The organism is Photorhabdus australis DSM 17609, assembly GCF_000711895.1.
GTDB classification, from domain to species: domain Bacteria; phylum Pseudomonadota; class Gammaproteobacteria; order Enterobacterales; family Enterobacteriaceae; genus Photorhabdus; species Photorhabdus australis.
In genome coordinates this window covers 73,414-90,362 of sequence record NZ_KL543989.1, presented here as the reverse complement: position 1 = coordinate 90,362, position 16,949 = coordinate 73,414, and the positions used below count along the sequence as shown (strand labels likewise).

15 protein-coding genes and 1 pseudogene are annotated in these 16,949 nt (G+C 40.9%); 7 read left to right on the top strand and 9 right to left on the bottom strand.

Features of this window, described 5'->3' with window-relative positions:
• The 3 genes and pseudogenes from BO26_RS21155 to BO26_RS24480 all read right to left on the bottom strand — a co-directional run.
• Positions 1-431 (bottom strand): annotated as a pseudogene (locus BO26_RS21155) (T6SS immunity protein Tli4 family protein); the annotation flags it as partial.
• Positions 424-2,010 carry an esterase/lipase family protein gene (locus BO26_RS21150; RefSeq protein ID WP_036774913.1) on the bottom strand — a complete coding sequence of 529 codons (1,587 nt, stop codon included), beginning with the start codon at positions 2,008-2,010 and terminating at the stop codon, positions 424-426. The pseudogene BO26_RS21155 and the gene BO26_RS21150, both read right to left, overlap by 8 nt.
• Before the next feature lie 710 nt (positions 2,011-2,720).
• The gene (locus tag BO26_RS24480; RefSeq protein WP_268870631.1) at positions 2,721-2,843 is read right to left on the bottom strand and encodes a hypothetical protein; all 123 of its coding nucleotides are present in this window, start codon (positions 2,841-2,843) and stop codon (positions 2,721-2,723) included.
• A 325-nt stretch (positions 2,844-3,168) separates the two neighbouring features.
• Between BO26_RS24480 and BO26_RS24550 the strand changes: the two genes are divergently transcribed.
• Positions 3,169-3,702: a hypothetical protein gene (locus BO26_RS24550; protein WP_338049167.1), complete on the top strand. Its 534-nt coding sequence runs from the start codon at positions 3,169-3,171 to the stop codon at positions 3,700-3,702.
• A gap of 427 nt (positions 3,703-4,129) precedes the next feature.
• Here the strand turns inward: BO26_RS24550 and BO26_RS21140 are convergent, their stop codons facing one another.
• Complete coding sequence (locus BO26_RS21140) at positions 4,130-4,993, bottom strand: helix-turn-helix domain-containing protein (RefSeq protein ID WP_036774911.1); 864 nt, start codon at positions 4,991-4,993, stop codon at positions 4,130-4,132.
• A 501-nt stretch (positions 4,994-5,494) separates the two neighbouring features.
• Here BO26_RS21140 and xthA point away from each other — a divergent pair.
• Complete coding sequence (gene xthA, locus BO26_RS21135; protein WP_036774910.1) at positions 5,495-6,301, top strand: exodeoxyribonuclease III; 807 nt, start codon at positions 5,495-5,497, stop codon at positions 6,299-6,301.
• Between the two features lie 58 nt (positions 6,302-6,359).
• Here xthA and BO26_RS21130 read toward each other — a convergent pair whose 3' ends face one another.
• From BO26_RS21130 to BO26_RS21120, 3 genes are read right to left on the bottom strand one after another with little or no spacing between them, the layout of a single operon-like run.
• Positions 6,360-8,288 carry a DNA topoisomerase III gene (locus BO26_RS21130; protein WP_036774908.1) on the bottom strand — a complete coding sequence of 643 codons (1,929 nt, stop codon included), beginning with the start codon at positions 8,286-8,288 and terminating at the stop codon, positions 6,360-6,362.
• Between the two features lie 5 nt (positions 8,289-8,293).
• Positions 8,294-9,337: a selenide, water dikinase SelD gene (selD, locus tag BO26_RS21125; RefSeq protein ID WP_036774907.1), complete on the bottom strand. Its 1,044-nt coding sequence runs from the start codon at positions 9,335-9,337 to the stop codon at positions 8,294-8,296.
• A gap of 12 nt (positions 9,338-9,349) precedes the next feature.
• Entirely contained in the window at positions 9,350-9,901 is a 552-nt protein-coding gene (locus BO26_RS21120) for an NAD(P)H nitroreductase (RefSeq protein WP_036774906.1), read from the bottom strand.
• Positions 9,902-10,072: 171 nt separating this feature from the next.
• Between BO26_RS21120 and sppA the strand changes: the two genes are divergently transcribed.
• The 3 genes from sppA (at position 10,073) to pncA (ending at position 13,716) form a co-directional block, all read left to right on the top strand.
• Entirely contained in the window at positions 10,073-11,929 is a 1,857-nt protein-coding gene (gene sppA, locus BO26_RS21115; protein ID WP_036774905.1) for a signal peptide peptidase SppA, read from the top strand.
• A gap of 116 nt (positions 11,930-12,045) precedes the next feature.
• Positions 12,046-13,065, top strand: a complete 1,020-nt coding sequence (ansA, locus tag BO26_RS21110; RefSeq protein WP_036774903.1) for an asparaginase — start codon at positions 12,046-12,048, stop codon at positions 13,063-13,065.
• 12 nt (positions 13,066-13,077) lie between these two features.
• Positions 13,078-13,716 (top strand): bifunctional nicotinamidase/pyrazinamidase, encoded by a 639-nt coding sequence (gene pncA, locus BO26_RS21105; RefSeq protein ID WP_036774902.1) that lies wholly within the window; start codon positions 13,078-13,080, stop codon positions 13,714-13,716.
• A gap of 63 nt (positions 13,717-13,779) precedes the next feature.
• Here the strand turns inward: pncA and BO26_RS21100 are convergent, their stop codons facing one another.
• Both BO26_RS21100 and msrB read right to left on the bottom strand, forming a co-directional pair.
• Positions 13,780-14,049: a YeaC family protein gene (locus BO26_RS21100; protein WP_036774900.1), complete on the bottom strand. Its 270-nt coding sequence runs from the start codon at positions 14,047-14,049 to the stop codon at positions 13,780-13,782.
• Positions 14,050-14,134: 85 nt separating this feature from the next.
• Positions 14,135-14,545, bottom strand: coding sequence for a peptide-methionine (R)-S-oxide reductase MsrB (msrB, locus tag BO26_RS21095; RefSeq protein ID WP_036774898.1), 411 nt, complete (start codon positions 14,543-14,545; stop codon positions 14,135-14,137).
• Between the two features lie 362 nt (positions 14,546-14,907).
• On the opposite strand from msrB, the gene gapA reads away from it, so the two are divergent.
• A complete protein-coding gene (gene gapA, locus BO26_RS21090; protein ID WP_036774896.1) occupies positions 14,908-15,903 on the top strand; it encodes a glyceraldehyde-3-phosphate dehydrogenase in 996 nt (331 codons plus the stop codon).
• 123 nt (positions 15,904-16,026) lie between these two features.
• Entirely contained in the window at positions 16,027-16,905 is an 879-nt protein-coding gene (locus BO26_RS21085) for a D-hexose-6-phosphate mutarotase (protein WP_036774894.1), read from the top strand.
• Positions 16,906-16,949 lie beyond the last annotated feature (44 nt).

Below are 16,949 nucleotides of genomic sequence, written 5' to 3'. Positions count from 1 at the left end.
TCTAATACTCGGGCATAACCGGGAGTACCAGGACTTTCATTTCTGTCGAAAATTACACCTTCCATATTATCCTGAAGGCGATAGACTTTCTTTAAGAAAGGCATATCTTTTGGTTTAACATATTTCATCGTCTTCAATTCCCGCTCCCTTGATTCTATCCGATATTTAAACTCCGGTGGATACAAACGTTCAGTTTGTATTGCCGCCTTACCAATAAATATCCCATCATGAATAATATTGCCAAATGCCGCAGGGATATCAATCAAATAACGACCCACACAACGGGTCTGCATATTAGCTAACATTTCTGTTGTCACTTTCTTTTCCTTCTCAGTTAAATTGGGGTGATAAGGGTCAGGGAAATACCACCGCCACAAAACATAAATAGCCAACACCGACAATAAAACAAATAAGATACTTTTCTTATTCAATCTTCACCGCCTGAACCATCTTCACAATTGAGCGTAGGGTAAATAACCGGGCTTTATCTTCGTCATATGCCCCTTCATGGTCGGCATCTACTGCTAACTGACTACGTAATTCTCTGGTTGGAATATGGCCAGCCTGTTCCGGCACAGTGCCATCCCCTTTCTCCTTTGGCGGTGCCAATTTAAAAGTTTTCGCGGCAATATCCTGAAAAGAAGGCCCAACAGAAAATTGAACCATACGTGTTGTGCCAGTTTCCAGGTTATAAGGATCATATATTGGCCGATCAAATGTCATGCCGGAATAATCTTGCGTTTTATTGTAATAATCTTTACTAACCTCTTTCCAGGAGATAACCCCATATGACAGATGTTTCTCGCTGGCGCCATAAAAGGCATAAGTATTAGGATGGTATTTACCACTCAACTCTTCAATAAATGGCCTGACTGTTTTTTTCATTAATTGCCAGTAATTATCCCAACTTTCCTCATCTTTCCATTTATCTTTTTCATCCGGGTTTAAAAACCGGGTCTCACATAATCCCCACCACCGATTTTTTTCCAGATAGATTTCCTGATAAGGGTCGGATTCCGGTAACTTGTGTGTAATTTTACCATCAGCGATATGTAACCAACCTTTACCATATGCCTTTCCGGGCAGGAGCTGTAAAGGACCGGGAGATTGTGCCAACACCGGGGTCATCTCCGCGCCATTACTGCCGATAACTAACCCAGTTATACCATCTTCTCCAGTTTTCATCCGTTTATAGGTCACTGGTGAACCGGTATCAGGCATAACGCCATGTACAATACCTAAAATATTATCCCGCCCACCCAAATTTTCTGAATAATGACGCGCCACTAATCCCCCCATTGAGTGAGTGACTAAAATCACCTTCTTTATTGCACAGCGTTTGCCATAGGAAGCTAAAACTTCATCAACATATTCTGCCAATTTCCTGGCGGAAACCGCATTGGATTGCAGCCAGTTATAACCCATCACATGAATTGGGTACATAAAACGGTAACTATGTGCAACCTCTTCCGGTGTCAGTGGTTCTTCACCCCACTCAGCCCCCAAATTCTGACCGATCAATTGTTGACGAACGGTCTCTTTTCCCTTGCCTTCCATACGATACTCAAACGCCAGACGCTCATCATCCAGTACGAGCTGGAGCCAGGGCAAAAAGTGACCATAGCTCATATATGCCACCGATCCCCAACCACGTTGATAGCGATCAGAGAATTTCCGCCCTTCAGCAATGTAGTTATTTATTGCCCCCGAATCGTAAATATCAGTGTTTTGAGGATCTAACGTTTCTTTTCTGTAAGAAGCATTCTTGAATATCCAGCTTGCAACACCAAGCTTAGAATTGACCAACCAGACCGGAACATGATCTCTCGATTTTAGATTGCTGCCCATTACTCCCGGCAGGAAAATCACCGGGATCACCTTACTCGCATATTTCACACAAACTGCTACCAGATTTTCTTCCGTTCTGGCATTCGGTACGTTGTAGTACGGACGACCACATTCATCATATTCCGGGTGAATATAAATTTTATTTTCACTGTTCTCACTCATTCTCTACGCCTTTCTCTTCATTAATAGAAAAATTTCTCCGAATAAACCCATCTTCCTAATGGGTGAATATAAAAATCAAGATATTTTTTACCATATAGCACGATATGCTTAATCTTAGGCAGAGAAAAATAATATTAGAAATACAATTTATCAACAAAAACAAAACAACAATAAGATTTATCAAAAAGAACTTGCATTTATTATGGACATAGTAATTGAAAATTATTTATCTATTTAATGCTTTAACAACTCACAAATTTGATGGTGAATTTCCATTATTTACAAAGCATTTGAAATTAAAAATATCATTTATTTTCAACTACTTATAAAAATACAAGTTATTCAAAGTAGTAAGTTTATTTATCCTATCATTGCCAAATCCTTATTCATTCATCCAGTAACAGAAATATCATTTTCATTGACGTAAAAGAAATAAACCTCAATGACATCATAGAAAATTAAAAATTACTTAAACAAAAACACCAATAAATGCATAATAAACGACATTTTTTAGGAATATTCCTAATGAAATTCTAATAAAAATCGACTTATAATCAGATAGAAAAACAAGTACTGAAAATGATTTAGAAAGAAGTAATTACCAGTCTGATATCACCGATTAATGAATAGAGTACTTTTATAATGTTAAACAGATTAATAAGTTAATTACACTATTCTCCTGAATTAGGTTGTTATATACCCCATAGATTTCAAGATGCATCGCGGCGGCAAGGGAGCGCATCCCCAGGAGCATAGATAACGATGTGACTGGGGTAAGTGAACGCAGCCAACAAAGAGGCAACTTGAAAGATAACAAGTATATACAACTTCATCTGATAACCTTAATCAGTTACGTTCTCTGCTAGAGCGACAGGATATTAATGGTGTGCAAATTATTTATAACTGGAAGCAACTGGAGAGTGCGCCGGGAAAATATGACTTCTCCGCGATCGAAAAAGATCTGAAGTCACTTAGCAAGATCCAAAAAAGCTGTTTATCCAAATTCAAGATCGCTTTTTTGAGGAAAATGCCCGCTATATCCCATTTTACCTTCAAAAAGACAAAAAATATCAAAGCGGATTAGTCTCACAGTTTGATAATCCCGGGGAAAACAAAACTCAAGGTTATGGCTGGGTCGCTATTCAGTGGAATTCAGAGTTGCGCAAACGCTACCAGAATTTGCTTTCTACGTTAGCAAAAGAGTTTGATGGTCGTATTACCGGTATTAACTTGCTAGAAACCGCAATTGATATTGACATAAAACATGACAAAACTGGATTTAGCTGCAACCACTATTTTGCTGCCGAACTTGACAATATCAAATTTGCCCGTCAAGTATTCAAAAAATCCTATGTGGTGCAATATGTTAATTTCTGGCCATGCGAGTGGAATAACGATCATCAGTATATGTCTCGTCTGTTTAATTTCGCGTTGAAAAATAAGATTGGTCTCGGTAGTCCAGATATCGTGCCATATAAGCCTGCTCAGATGAAAAACGCCTACCCATTTTTCAATCGTTACAAAGGTAAACTGGATTTGGTTGCAATGGCAGTCCAGGAACCCACCCTGACCTATACCAACCCGAAAACCCAAAAACCATTTACCCAAGAGGAATTCTCCGATTTTGTTGAAAACTATCTGGGGGCTAGTATCATTTTTTGGAGCACCACTACACCGTGGCTAAAGCAGTAAACCAAAATCCATACTGGCTGATAGATATTATGAATGATGACAGAATGAACTGTGGCTGACAGCTTAACCAGATACAACAAAAAAGGCCATAAATAGCGGCCTTGAATAATCAGATGCCAGAAAAATACCGGCACAAAATAATCTATCGTTAACCTCAGAAAATGCATGGTACTTACAAAGTTCTTTTACACACCGAACAAGGTTTGGTTGAGCGGAGCAAAACAACAACATAATTTGGTATACGTTAGCCAGAAAGGCGAGAAATAAGTCATCTTTCCTCACCATAATCAAACATTCTTTTGGATATTCAAATAAAAATACAATAAGTATAACTTTCCTATTTAGCCACAGTGAAAACTTTCTATATAACTATCCCATGGAATAACAACGCGGAGCTTACAATAAGCTACTCCGCGTAAAATAAATTTTAATTCATATCATTGACTGAATCGATAAAACGATTTAGTACACTTGAATGTGATTTAGACTTATAAATATAACATTGGTTTGTTGCACCAGGTTTTACAATAGGAACAAAACTCAAAGCATCTCCTCCTTCTAATTCATCTGGATGAGAATCTGTAATGAAAATATAATCTCTTGAATAAATAAAATTCAAGCAGCATCCCATATTATCCATTTGGCGCATATTCACTTTTCCACCACTTTGAATAACTTCTTCTTCCAGGTTTTTAATGAAACTGCTTTTATAAAGTACAGGATCGCATAACCAAGTATTATTTTTTAGCAATTGCATTACATCACCACCAGCAATATCCAATAATTCTTTTCGGCAGCAAATCCCCAATTCAGGTCCCTTTATTTTGCGAATAAGACTGAAACGGTCGCTTAGTATCTTTTCTGAGCTTAGAATGAGCGTGTTGCCGTCATAATCCACTATTTCTTCAATGTTATCATAACTAAACCGGAATATATTTACCTGAGAGCTATTTCTGTCAGCTGCCTTATATAAATAAATTAGATGTTTGTTTTTCCCCCAATCGTAATAAATATTAACTATGTTACATATACTACCACTGATATGTTTTTTAGTTATTTCTTTTTCTTGTAAATAAAGATCTTTAAGATCGTTATATAATTCTAAACCATCTTTAGTCAGACTCATCCCAAATTTCTCCCTTTTGAAAAGGCGCTTCCCTAATGTTGCCTCGAAGTCTTTGATTGATTTAGCTACTGGAGGAGTTGTACGGTTCATCACTCTTGCCGCTTTACTTAAAGAACCATTTTCCACCACTGCCATGAATGCTTCTAATTTACGAGAAAAAAACATAATTCACCGTTCCTATATAACCTGTGGCTAAAATAATTTCTTTGAAATAGCCTTCACCAAATGACAGCTAAATCAAGTTTGATACGTGAAGGCGTAAATTTTGTACAAAAAAACAAATACTTCTCAAACATATACCACATAAAAAAAGCTTATGTTCAATACATAGGTGGCTCAATAAACGCTATTATTCATGTTTATCATGGTTCAAAAATTAATCTTAACCAATCAACCATTAGAAAATATAAACATTACTAACGAGCTCAATTTTCTATCAAAGATTAGGATAGGGTTCTACATTTTTCAGTAATCAATTTTTGTAACACTAGAGATAAAAACGGTCTACCAGAGGTGTTTTCTCACTATAAATTATTATATTTTTCACAATGAGTTATAATATTGAGGGTTCCGTTACTATTTCGTCCTGAGCATTGTCAATAGTTACTTTTTAAAATCCATCTGTTACTATTGTTCTTGTGTCTTTTTACTGGATGGCTGTAAAAGATGAAATTTATCTCTTTTAATATTAACGGATTACGTGCCCGCCCCCATCAGTTAGCTGCGATCGTAGAGCTGCATCAACCCGATGTTATAGGTTTACAAGAAACAAAAGTTCATGATGAGATGTTTCCTTTAGAAGAGGTCAGCAAGCTTGGCTATCATGTATTTTATTACGGTCAGAAAGCCCATTACGGCGTTGCGCTGCTAACGCGTCAGGCTCCTATCGCTGTACGCCGTGGGTTTCCAGGGGATGATGAAGATTCCCAACGCCGCATTATCATGGCAGACCTGGAAACCCCTCACGGGTTATTAACAGTTATTAATGGTTACTTCCCACAAGGGGAAAACCGTGACCATCCAGTGAAATTTCCCGCAAAAGAGAAGTTTTATCAGGACTTACAAAGCTATCTGGAACAGAATTTATCCCCCCAATCACAAGTAATTATCATGGGTGATATGAATATCAGTCCGACAGATCTGGATATCGGGATTGGTGATAACAACCAAAAGCGGTGGTTAAAAACAGGTAAATGTTCTTTTCTGCCAGAAGAACGAGACTGGATGGATCGCCTGAAAAATTGGGGCTTGGTTGATACATTCCGGCGCCTAAATCCAGAATGTAACGACCAATTTTCCTGGTTTGATTATCGTTCAAAAGGGTTTGATGATAACCGCGGGCTGCGTATTGATTTGCTGCTCGCAAGTAAGCCATTAGTAGAGCGCTGTATTGCTACAGGTATTGATTACAAAATCCGTGAGATGGAAAAACCTTCAGATCATGCCCCTGTCTGGGCAGAATTTGAAATTTGATGTTCTAGTTAGCACTGAATATCAATGACTTTTTTCAGAATAACGCAACAATTGCGCCCTACGGCGCAATTGCTTTAGTATTTTTCCCTGATTTTGATTTTTTCCCATTTTTACCTTTAACCGGAACAGGAGGTAAATCACGGAAAGCTTGCAAATTGCGGCTCTGCTTAGCTTGCCAGATTAATTGCTGCAATGTTTCCTCAAGCGGCTTCATGAAATCCTGATAGCGGAACTGTTTCTCACTAATTTGCGTCAACCGGGATTCCCAATGTGCAGTCATATCCGGTAAAGCAGCTATATCAGGCAATACATGAATCAATGCCCTGCCCGCTGGCGTTGCATGAATATGACGGCCTTTTTTATAAAGAAACTCCCGTTTAAACAATAATTCGATAATACCAGCCCGCGTTGCTTCAGTCCCCAATCCATCTGTTGCCCGTAGAACTTTTTTTAGTTCTTTATCCTGCACAAAACGAGCGATGCCAGTCATAGCAGAAAGAAGGGTCGCATCAGTAAACGGCTTTGGCGGCTGCGTCTGGCGATCTACCACCTCTCCTCTTTCACACAATAACTCATCACCTTTAGCAACTACGGGTAATGGCGTTCCGTCGTTTTCTTCATCACGTTCCTTATTACCAAGCAATGTTCTCCAACCTGCCTCAGCAAGAAAACGCGCTTTAGCTATAAATTTTCCACCAGCGATTCCCAACTCAATAACACATTTTCGGAATACCGCATCTGGGAAAAACTGCATCAAATATTGTCTGGCGATCAAACCATAAATATTAGCTTCATTGTCTGTCAGATTTATATGGCTACTTCGTGCAGTAGGGATAATTGCATGATGAGCATCAACCTTTTTATCATCCCAACAGCGATTCTTTCTATCGATTTCCAGTAGATCTTGAGGTAACAGATTTATTGTGTGAACAGATATCGCATTAAGCACTGCATGACGCCCGGTAAAATGCTCTTCAGGCAAATAACGGCAATCAGAACGGGGATAAGTAATCAATTTATGCGTTTCATATAACCGCTGACAAATATCTAATACTTGTTGCGCATTCAAACCAAAGCGTTTAGCTGCTTCAATCTGCAATGAGGATAATGAAAACGGCAAAGGAGCAACTTCAGATTCTCGTTTATCCTGATACGACGTCACATAGGCTGGTTGGCCAGTTATTCTGGCAACGACATGTTCAGCCAGAGGCCGATGTATCAATCGACCTTCTTCATCCTGAAAATCGATACAAGATTCACTTGGCTGCCAAATCGCAGTAAAACGTTCATCTTTCGGCGTAACAATATGAGCCTTCACCTCAAAGAAGTCTTTCGGTACGAAATGCTCAATTTCTTCATCCCGGCGAACAACTAATCCCAAAACAGGTGTCTGAACCCGCCCAACAGATAATACGCCCTGATATCCTGCGTTACGTCCAAGTAAGGTGTAAGCTCGAGTCATGTTTATACCATACAGCCAATCAGCTCTGGCTCTGGCGAGAGCTGAAACGCATAACGGAATAAAATCCCGGTTATCTCTCAACCGGTCAACCGCTTTAGTAACGGCTTGTGGATTTAGATCATTTACCAGACAGCGGCGAACATTTTTCCGCTTCTCTCCGTCCAGATTCAAAAAATCCAGCACTTCATCCACCAATAGTTGCCCTTCACGATCCGGGTCACCAGCATGTACCACTTCATCTGCTTTTTTCAGTAATTCCTGAATGATATTCAGTTGCTTAGCCACAGAAGGGCGCGGTTTTAACTGCCATTTTTCAGGAACAATAGGAAGATCAACCAATGACCAACGAGCAAAGCGACTGTCATAGGCATCAGGTTCTGCCTGCTCCAGTAAATGCCCAATGCACCAGGTAACAAATTGGTTATCTCCACAAGCAATAAAGCCATCACCACGGCGATGCGGTTTAGGTAAAACATCTGCAATCGCCCTGGCCAAACTTGGTTTTTCTGCAATAAAAAGCCGCATGGATATTATTCATTAACCTCAATTAGCACTCTGCCTGACTGTCGTTCAGACAATTCACCAATTGCTGTCAGTTCAATGCCATGACATTGTGCAATAGATTTTACTTCATTCACCGCCGCTGGCAGAACTGCCAGCAGCAGACCACCGGATGTCTGGGGATCACATAGTAGCTTGCACTGAAGTTCTGTCATTTCGCCAATAAGATGACCGTAGCTGTCAAAATTACGCCCTGTTCCCCCCGGAACACAACCTTTTTCAATATAGGACTCCACTTCCGGCAATTTAGGAATTTTTGAAAAATAGAGAGTTGCCTGAACATCCGAACCTTGACAAATTTCACTCAAATGACCTAAAAGACCAAACCCAGTCACATCGGTCATTGCCGTAACACCAGCAACTTCAGCAAAATCAATCCCCGGTTTATTCAATCGGCACATTATTTCTGTCGCTATACCTTGATGCTCAGGTAACAATAGGCTTTTTTTCTCAGCCGTGGTTAATACGCCAATGCCAAGCGGTTTTGTCAGAAATAGCTGACTACCTGCTTTCGCTGCACTGTTTTGTTTCACCCGATCAATATTAACAATACCAGTTACAGCCAAGCCGAAAATAGGTTCAGGCGCATCAATAGAATGTCCTCCGGCCAGTACAATCCCTGCATCTTTACAAACAGCCCGACCACCTTCAATTACTTTGCGGGCAATTTCTGGTAACAACTTCTCAATCGGCCATCCCAGAATAGCTATCGCCATAATGGGCTTACCGCCCATTGCATAAATATCACTGATAGCGTTTGTTGCAGCAATGCGCCCGAAATCAAACGGATCATCAACAATCGGCATAAAGAAATCTGTCGTGCTGATGATGCCGATACCATTTCCAATATCATAAACCGCAGCATCGTCACGCGTTTCATTACCAACCAATAAATGAGGGTCAAGAAATTTTTCCTGCTCACTGTGCAGAATAGTTTCCAGAACTTTCGGTGAAATTTTACAGCCACACCCAGCACCATGACTGTATTGGGTAAGGCGAATTTCTGCTGACATAACAGACTCCGGTTAGAAGTAGCTGACAAAATTGGTCATGTCCGGCATGGCAACTTTGCCCGATGCTTTCAGGGCAGGTGTTCCAAGGTAGAGAAAACCCACTATTTTGTCATGCTCATTACACCCCAGACCGGCTCGCACTGTATCATTATCAGTCCATGCGCCGGAACGCCAGATACCACCAAACCCTTGGGCCACTGCAGCCATTTGCATTGCATGTACAGCACAACTAGCCGCAACCACTTGTTCCCATTCCGGTATTTTTGAATTCTCAGTCACTTTTGCAATAACAGAGATGATTAATGGTGCACGGTAAGGCGCATTTTTTGCCTTTTCTTCCGCTTCAATTCCCTGATTGCTGTTAACAGCAGCCTGATGGAGTAATTGGCTAAATCTCTCAATACCTTCATTTTGCATGACAATAAAATGCCATGGGCGTAATGCACCATGATCAGGTGCTCTCATACCCGCAGCCAGAATATTCTGTAATGCTTCACCTTGAGGTGCAGGTGTTGTTAAACGTGATGCTGAACGGCGATTCAACAATAGTTCCAATGCGTCCATATTTTTCCTCCTAGATTAAGATATTTTATTATAAGCTAACATTTTCTATTTATTAGTTAATGAATAAAAGCCCAAAAGTTGTCTTTCCAGGCAATATGCCACTATTTGAAGCTGACATTTACATGTCTGGTCATTAGGATAGCCTCATTTGATCCCACATTTGGAGATAATATGCGTATTTTATGGAAGTCGATCGCAAGATTATTTAAATGGAGTTGGCGACTCCTTAATTTTATTCGGGAAGTCGTTTCAAACCTGATTTTTATTGCACTTATCCTGGCTGTTATTGGGGGATTTCTGATTTATCAACAACCAAACAAAACGGTAGATAGTTATCAGGGAGCCTTGTATGTCAATCTCACTGGCGTTGTTGTGGATCAAGTTTCCAGTCGTAACCCATTGAATCAGTTGGGGCGCGAGTTGTTTGGCGCATCCAGCAATAAATTACAGGAAAATTCCCTGTTTGATATTGTTGATAATATTCGCCGGGCAAAAACTGATGACAAAATCACAGGTCTGATACTGAAACTAGATGATTTCATTGGTGCTGACCAGCCATCTATGCAGTATATCGGTAAAGCGATTAATGAGTTTAAAACCTCTGGCAAACCAGTTTACTCTATCAGTGATAGTTACAATCAGTCGCAATACTATCTAGCCACCTATGCCGATAAAATTTATCTGTCACCACAAGGAACTGTTGGTCTTTACGGCTACTCAACCAATAATCTCTATTACAAATCCTTGCTAGATTCACTGAAAGTAACCACACATATTTTCCGAGTCGGAACGTATAAATCAGCTGTTGAACCCGTTATGCGCGATGATATGTCCCCAGCAGCCCGCGAAGCTGATAGCCGTTGGGTTAACGGCCTTTGGCACAACTACCTCAATACTATCGCCACTAACCGCAAGCTTTCTGTTCGCCAGGTATTTCCTGGTGCTGACGAGATGATTGCAGATCTGCGTGCTGCCGGTGGTGATAACGCCCAATACGCACTTAAACGCAAGCTGGTCGACTATGTTGCTCCACGCAATATCATTGAAAGTGAAATGACTAAAACCTTTGGTTGGGATGAGAAAAACCAGCATTTCAATGCCATCAGTATTTATGATTATGCACCCCAAAATAGATCATCATCTAAGGGCAATATTGCCGTTATCGTAGCACAAGGTGCGATCATTGATGGACAACAAGCGTCGGGGATGGTGGGTGGTGATACAACTGCAGCGCAAATTCGTCAGGCTCGTCTGGACGATAATATCAAAGCAGTTATTCTTCGAGTCAACAGCCCTGGTGGCAGCGTGAGCGCTTCTGATGTTATCCGTACCGAACTGGCCGCCCTACGTGCAGCAAATAAACCCGTTGTCGTTTCTATGGGAGGGATGGCTGCATCCGGCGGTTACTGGATCTCTACACCTGCCAATTACATTATCGCAAACCAAAGTACATTGACGGGTTCTATCGGCATCTTCGGTGTAATCACAACTTATGAAAACAGTTTGGATCATATTGGTATCCACACTGATGGCGTCTCCACAACGCCATTAGCTGATATATCCTTCACCAAAGGGCTGAGTAAAGAGTTCTCAGAACTCATGCAGCTCAATATTGAGAATGGCTACAAGAACTTTATTGGCTTGGTTGCTGATGCTCGCAATAAGACACCGGAAGAAGTTGATAAGATTGCTCAGGGGCACGTGTGGATTGGTAATGACGCTAAAACCAATGGATTGGTCGACCAATTAGGTGATTTCGATGATGCTGTTGCTAAAGCAACTGAATTGGCAAAATTGGATAAGCCAGAACTTGACTGGATGCAACCTGAGATGTCGTTTAGTGAATTATTGATAAATCAATTAACAACAACCGCTCAAGCCATAATGCCAGAAGCTATTCAGGCATGGCTGCCAGCTCCACTGGTTCAAGTCGCTCAACAAGTAAAACAACAGGCAGAGTTCTATCTCCATTTGAATGATCCACAAAATCGTTATGCATTTTGTTTAAATTGCGAGGACATCCGCTAAAAAAGCCATAACCATGCATAGTTCTGACGGTATTTAGCCTGACAGATCCCCTGTCAGGCTTTTTTTATTTGGTAATATCCCTATAATCCAGTTGATCTTTTTACGAGGCATAAGCCATGCAGAAGAAATCTATTTATGTCGTCTATACTGGCGGAACAATTGGGATGCAACATTCATCTCAAGGATACATCCCCGTTTCGGGGCATTTGCAGCACCAATTAACAAAGATGCCTGAATTCCACCGCGCTGAAATGCCAATATTTACTATCCGTGAGCATCAGCCACTAATTGACTCTTCTGATATGACGCCAGAAGACTGGCAATTTATCGCTGACGATATCCAGCAGAATTACGATGATTATGATGGTTTCGTCATTCTGCATGGCACAGATACAATGGCATTTACTGCATCAGCCCTCTCTTTTATGTTTGAGAATCTCGGTAAGCCCGTTATTGTTACAGGGTCACAAATCCCTTTGGAAGCACTGCGTTCCGACGGGCAGACAAACTTGCTGAACGCGCTTTATCTTGCCGCTAACTATCCAGTCAATGAAGTCAGCCTGTTTTTCAATAATAAACTGTTCCGTGGGAACCGGACAGTTAAAGCACATGCAGATGGTTTCGATGCTTTTGCTTCACCAAACTGCTCTCCATTAATGGAAGCAGGTATTAATATCAAAGCCTTCAATACATGCCCGGCACCGGTTAGCCACGGTGAATTTATCACTCACCAGATTACCCCTCAACCAATCGGAGTCGTCACCATTTACCCCGGTCTTTCCAGTCAAGTTGTGAATAACATTTTAATGCAGCCGGTTAAGGCACTGATCCTGAGATCATATGGTGTTGGAAATGCACCACAGCATCCTGAATTACTGAAAGAGCTAAAACAGGCAACAAAAAGAGGGATTGTGGTTATCAATCTAACGCAATGCATTTCTGGTAGGGTAAATATGGAGGGATACGCCACAGGCCATGCTCTGGCTGAAGCGGGTGTGATAAGTGGCTATGATATGACTTTCGAAGCAACTTTAACCAAATTGCACTATTTACTCAGTCAACCATATAGCCACGAAGAAATTCGATATCTTATGCAACAAAATTTACGTGGTGAATTAAGTTATGCCGACAAATAATCCAGGAAAAAAATGAAGACTGCGCTATTACTTATAGACCTACAGAATGATTTCTGTACTGGCGGCGCTTTAGCCGTAAAAGAGAGTGAACAAGTCATTGATGTTGCCAATCAGGCTATTGATATTTGCCTAAAACACAATATCAGCATTATTGCCAGCCAAGACTGGCACCCTGCTGAGCATATGAGCTTCGCAGTGAACTCTGGTCAGAAGATCGGTGATGTTGGTATATTGAATGGCATTCCTCAAATATGGTGGCCAGAACATTGTGTTCAAGGACAACATGGTGCTGACTTTCATCCACAACTAAACAAACAGGCAATTATCGAGATTTTCCATAAAGGTGAAAATCCACAGATCGATAGCTACAGCGCTTTCTTTGACAATGGCCATCAAAGTAAAACCCAGCTTGATGACTGGTTGCAAACACAGCAAATTGAACGCCTGTTTATTATTGGCATCGCCACTGACTATTGTGTGAAGTTTACTGCTCTGGATGCGCTGGCATTAGGTTATGAAACCTGGGTAATTACCGATGGCTGCCGGGGAGTGAATCTCAATCCAGATGACAGTAAGTCAGCTTTTCAAGAGATAAAAGAGCAAGGCGCTATGCTAATAAAGATTGACCAATTGGAAAACGTCCTTTTCTGATGTCAGCAGGGTCAGGCTGAGTTTAACAAACTCAGCCCTTGCCATGACCTGGTCTTTCAAAGGTTATGGTTTTAATGTTGCAACCATTTCAGACTGAAAAACCGCCTTTAGCTCTTGTTTACTCTTCATCACCAACCGACCATCGGTGCCAATTGTCATATGATCCGGATCATGGTTATGTCTTGCCTGCCATAACATAACCATTTGTAGGCTATATTCCTTCTGCTCTGCGGTCAGAGGCACACCATCCTGCCATTTACCCAGTTCGACTGCCCGAACCAAGTTTTGATATATTTCTGGTGTCATTACAGATAAAAGATCATCCAGTTCCATTGTATTTCCTCATTACTTTCCAGAATTAGCTGAAACGATTTAATTTCGTGAATTAACAGTGATACCGACAAAATGATAAAAATAACTAACCTACTGTTTTTTCACCTGTATTTTCATCAGTGAAACTTAATGCAGCAGAGTTAATACAAAAACGCTCTCCTGTCGGTTTCGGTCCATCAGGGAATACATGTCCCAGATGTGCGTTACAATGACTGCAACGAACTTCAATACGATGCATATTATGAGAGTTATCATCAATATACAGTACTGCTTTATCATTGATAGGCTGATAAAAACTTGGCCAGCCACAGCCAGAATCAAATTTAGTATCAGACACAAATAACGGCTGTTCGCAGCACAAGCAATGATACACGCCACTTTTTTTATTATGTAGCAATTTCCCTGAGAATGGAGGCTCTGTCCCAGCATTCTGGGTAACATGACGCTGAATATCAGTCAGTTCTGTATAAAGGGAAACATCAGGATTCTTAGCCATAACAACCACCTTAATAAGACTAACATTTTCAATAAAATTAATAATAACAAAAAATTAACATCACATCAGCGGAATTTATTTTAAGTGGCTAACAGCCAACAAAGAGGCAACTTGAAAGATAACAGGTATATCCTACTATTTGTGATGAGACTCTCATATCTAACCGATTAACTTTAAATATCTGTCGATGCCCCGATAATGATGGCCGGATCGATTGCCAGTACTCTAAGAGCAAACGTCTAAATGGTGGACTCAAAGTTGAGGTTTTTCGATTATTGACACGATTCCGCTTGACGGCTGGTAAGGTTTTGGTAACTTTAGTAACAACTTTTTATTCACTAAAAAATAGCTGGTGGAATACTATGACTATCAAAGTAGGTATCAACGGTTTTGGTCGTATCGGCCGTATTGTTTTCCGTGCTGCACAAGAACGTTCAGACATCGAAATCGTTGCAATCAACGACTTGCTAGATGCCGAATATATGGCTTACATGCTGAAATACGATTCAACTCATGGTCGCTTCAACGGTACTGTTGAAGTCAAAGAGGGCCACCTGATTGTTAACGGTAAAACTATCCGTGTTACAGCAGAAAGGGACCCGGCTAACCTGAAATGGAATGATGTGGGCGTTGATGTTGTTGCCGAAGCAACAGGTATCTTCCTGACTGACGAAACAGCACGTAAGCACATTATCGCTGGTGCAAAAAAAGTTGTTCTGACCGGCCCGTCCAAAGATGACACGCCTATGTTTGTTATGGGTGTTAACCATAAATCTTATGCAGGTCAGGATATCGTTTCCAATGCTTCCTGTACCACTAACTGCCTGGCACCACTGGCTAAAGTTATCAATGATAAATTTGGCATTGTTGAAGGTCTGATGACCACCGTTCATGCAACCACTGCAACTCAAAAAACCGTTGATGGCCCTTCTGCAAAAGATTGGCGCGGCGGTCGTGGTGCTGCTCAAAATATCATCCCATCTTCTACTGGCGCAGCTAAAGCAGTCGGTAAAGTGATCCCTGAATTGAACGGTAAACTGACCGGCATGGCTTTCCGTGTTCCAACCCCTAACGTATCTGTTGTTGACCTGACTGTACGTCTGGAAAAATCAGCCACTTATCAGCAAATTTGTGATGCAATTAAAGATGCAGCCGAAGGTGAACTGAAAGGCGTTTTGGGCTACACCGAAGACGATGTAGTATCTAACGATTTCAATGGCGAACAACTGACTTCCGTATTTGATGCAAAAGCAGGTATCGCCCTGAGCGGTAACTTTGTGAAATTGGTTTCCTGGTATGACAACGAAACAGGTTACTCTAATAAAGTTCTGGATCTGATCACTCACATCTCTAAGTAACTGAGTCATCGCCTGGTCTAAAAGAGCTGCCTTTCCCGGCAGCTCTTTTGTTTTAATCTGTATACAACATGCGTTATTCTTAGGTAATGCAATCCCCTGCTTTGGTTTCACAAGGTTATATGGATGAACGATAAAATTTTTGCATTACCTGTTGCAAAACAGATATCCCCTTCTATCAGTCAACGAAATATGGATGAACTTCCATTGATTGTCATATCTCATCCAAAAGTTCGTGGTGCAATCAGCCTGCAAGGGGCACATCTCGTCGCCTGGCAACCCAGAGGTCAGGAGCCGGGATTATGGCTAAGCAAGAAAGCAGTATTTAAAGCAGGCACAGCTATCCGCGGCGGGATTCCTATTTGCTGGCCTTGGTTTGGCTCAGCTGGAACACCAAGTCACGGTTTTGCCAGAGTTTTACTCTGGGAGTTTAGTGCACATAATGAACATGAAAATGGAGTAACATTAACTTTCACCCTGAGAGACAGTGAATATACTCATAAATTGTGGCCTCATGATTTCACCCTAATTGCACGCTTCAAACTGTGTGAAACCTGTGAAGTAGAATTGGAAACTTATGGTAATTATCAAGCAACAGGTGCCCTACATACGTATCTGAATGTCGGCGATGTTAATCAAATTTCTGTCAGCGGCTTGGGTAAACGCTTTATTGATGTGATTACTGGCAAAAAGCAATACACAACAGAAGAATATCTTATTTTCAATGATCGTATTGACCGCGTTTATACAGAACCAGAAGATTTTAGTCTGATAAGAGATAAATCACTAAAACGAACGATTGAAATTTACCATTATCATCACAGTGATGTTGTATGCTGGAACCCTGGGGCCGCTCTATCGGATAATATGCAAGATATATGCGATAAAGGTTACAAAAATATGGTTTGCGTAGAAACAGCACGTATAAATAAACCATTAATGACCCAAGATGATAGCCCAGCTCACATTTCGGTTACAATCCGTTGCCGAAAAGACAACTGGTAAATATCTTAAATTACTTTCCAACAGAAAAACTGAACCCATAAATC

Excerpts from the sequence above, each read along its gene's own strand:
- BO26_RS21130 (WP_036774908.1), bottom strand. The coding sequence starts at position 8,288 with ATGCGGCTTTTTATTGCAGAAAAACCAAGTTTGGCCAGGGCGATTGCA.
- BO26_RS21140 (WP_036774911.1), bottom strand. The coding sequence starts at position 4,993 with ATGTTTTTTTCTCGTAAATTAGAAGCATTCATGGCAGTGGTGGAAAAT.
- BO26_RS21120 (WP_036774906.1), bottom strand. The coding sequence starts at position 9,901 with ATGGACGCATTGGAACTATTGTTGAATCGCCGTTCAGCATCACGTTTA.
- gapA (WP_036774896.1), top strand. The coding sequence starts at position 14,908 with ATGACTATCAAAGTAGGTATCAACGGTTTTGGTCGTATCGGCCGTATT.
- sppA (WP_036774905.1), top strand. The coding sequence starts at position 10,073 with ATGCGTATTTTATGGAAGTCGATCGCAAGATTATTTAAATGGAGTTGG.
- selD (WP_036774907.1), bottom strand. The coding sequence starts at position 9,337 with ATGTCAGCAGAAATTCGCCTTACCCAATACAGTCATGGTGCTGGGTGT.
- msrB (WP_036774898.1), bottom strand. The coding sequence starts at position 14,545 with ATGGCTAAGAATCCTGATGTTTCCCTTTATACAGAACTGACTGATATT.
- pncA (WP_036774902.1), top strand. The coding sequence starts at position 13,078 with ATGAAGACTGCGCTATTACTTATAGACCTACAGAATGATTTCTGTACT.
- xthA (WP_036774910.1), top strand. The coding sequence starts at position 5,495 with ATGAAATTTATCTCTTTTAATATTAACGGATTACGTGCCCGCCCCCAT.
- BO26_RS21085 (WP_036774894.1), top strand. The coding sequence starts at position 16,027 with ATGAACGATAAAATTTTTGCATTACCTGTTGCAAAACAGATATCCCCT.
- BO26_RS21150 (WP_036774913.1), bottom strand. The coding sequence starts at position 2,010 with ATGAGTGAGAACAGTGAAAATAAAATTTATATTCACCCGGAATATGAT.
- ansA (WP_036774903.1), top strand. The coding sequence starts at position 12,046 with ATGCAGAAGAAATCTATTTATGTCGTCTATACTGGCGGAACAATTGGG.
- BO26_RS21100 (WP_036774900.1), bottom strand. The coding sequence starts at position 14,049 with ATGGAACTGGATGATCTTTTATCTGTAATGACACCAGAAATATATCAA.
- BO26_RS24480 (WP_268870631.1), bottom strand. The coding sequence starts at position 2,843 with ATGAAGTTGTATATACTTGTTATCTTTCAAGTTGCCTCTTTGTTGGCT.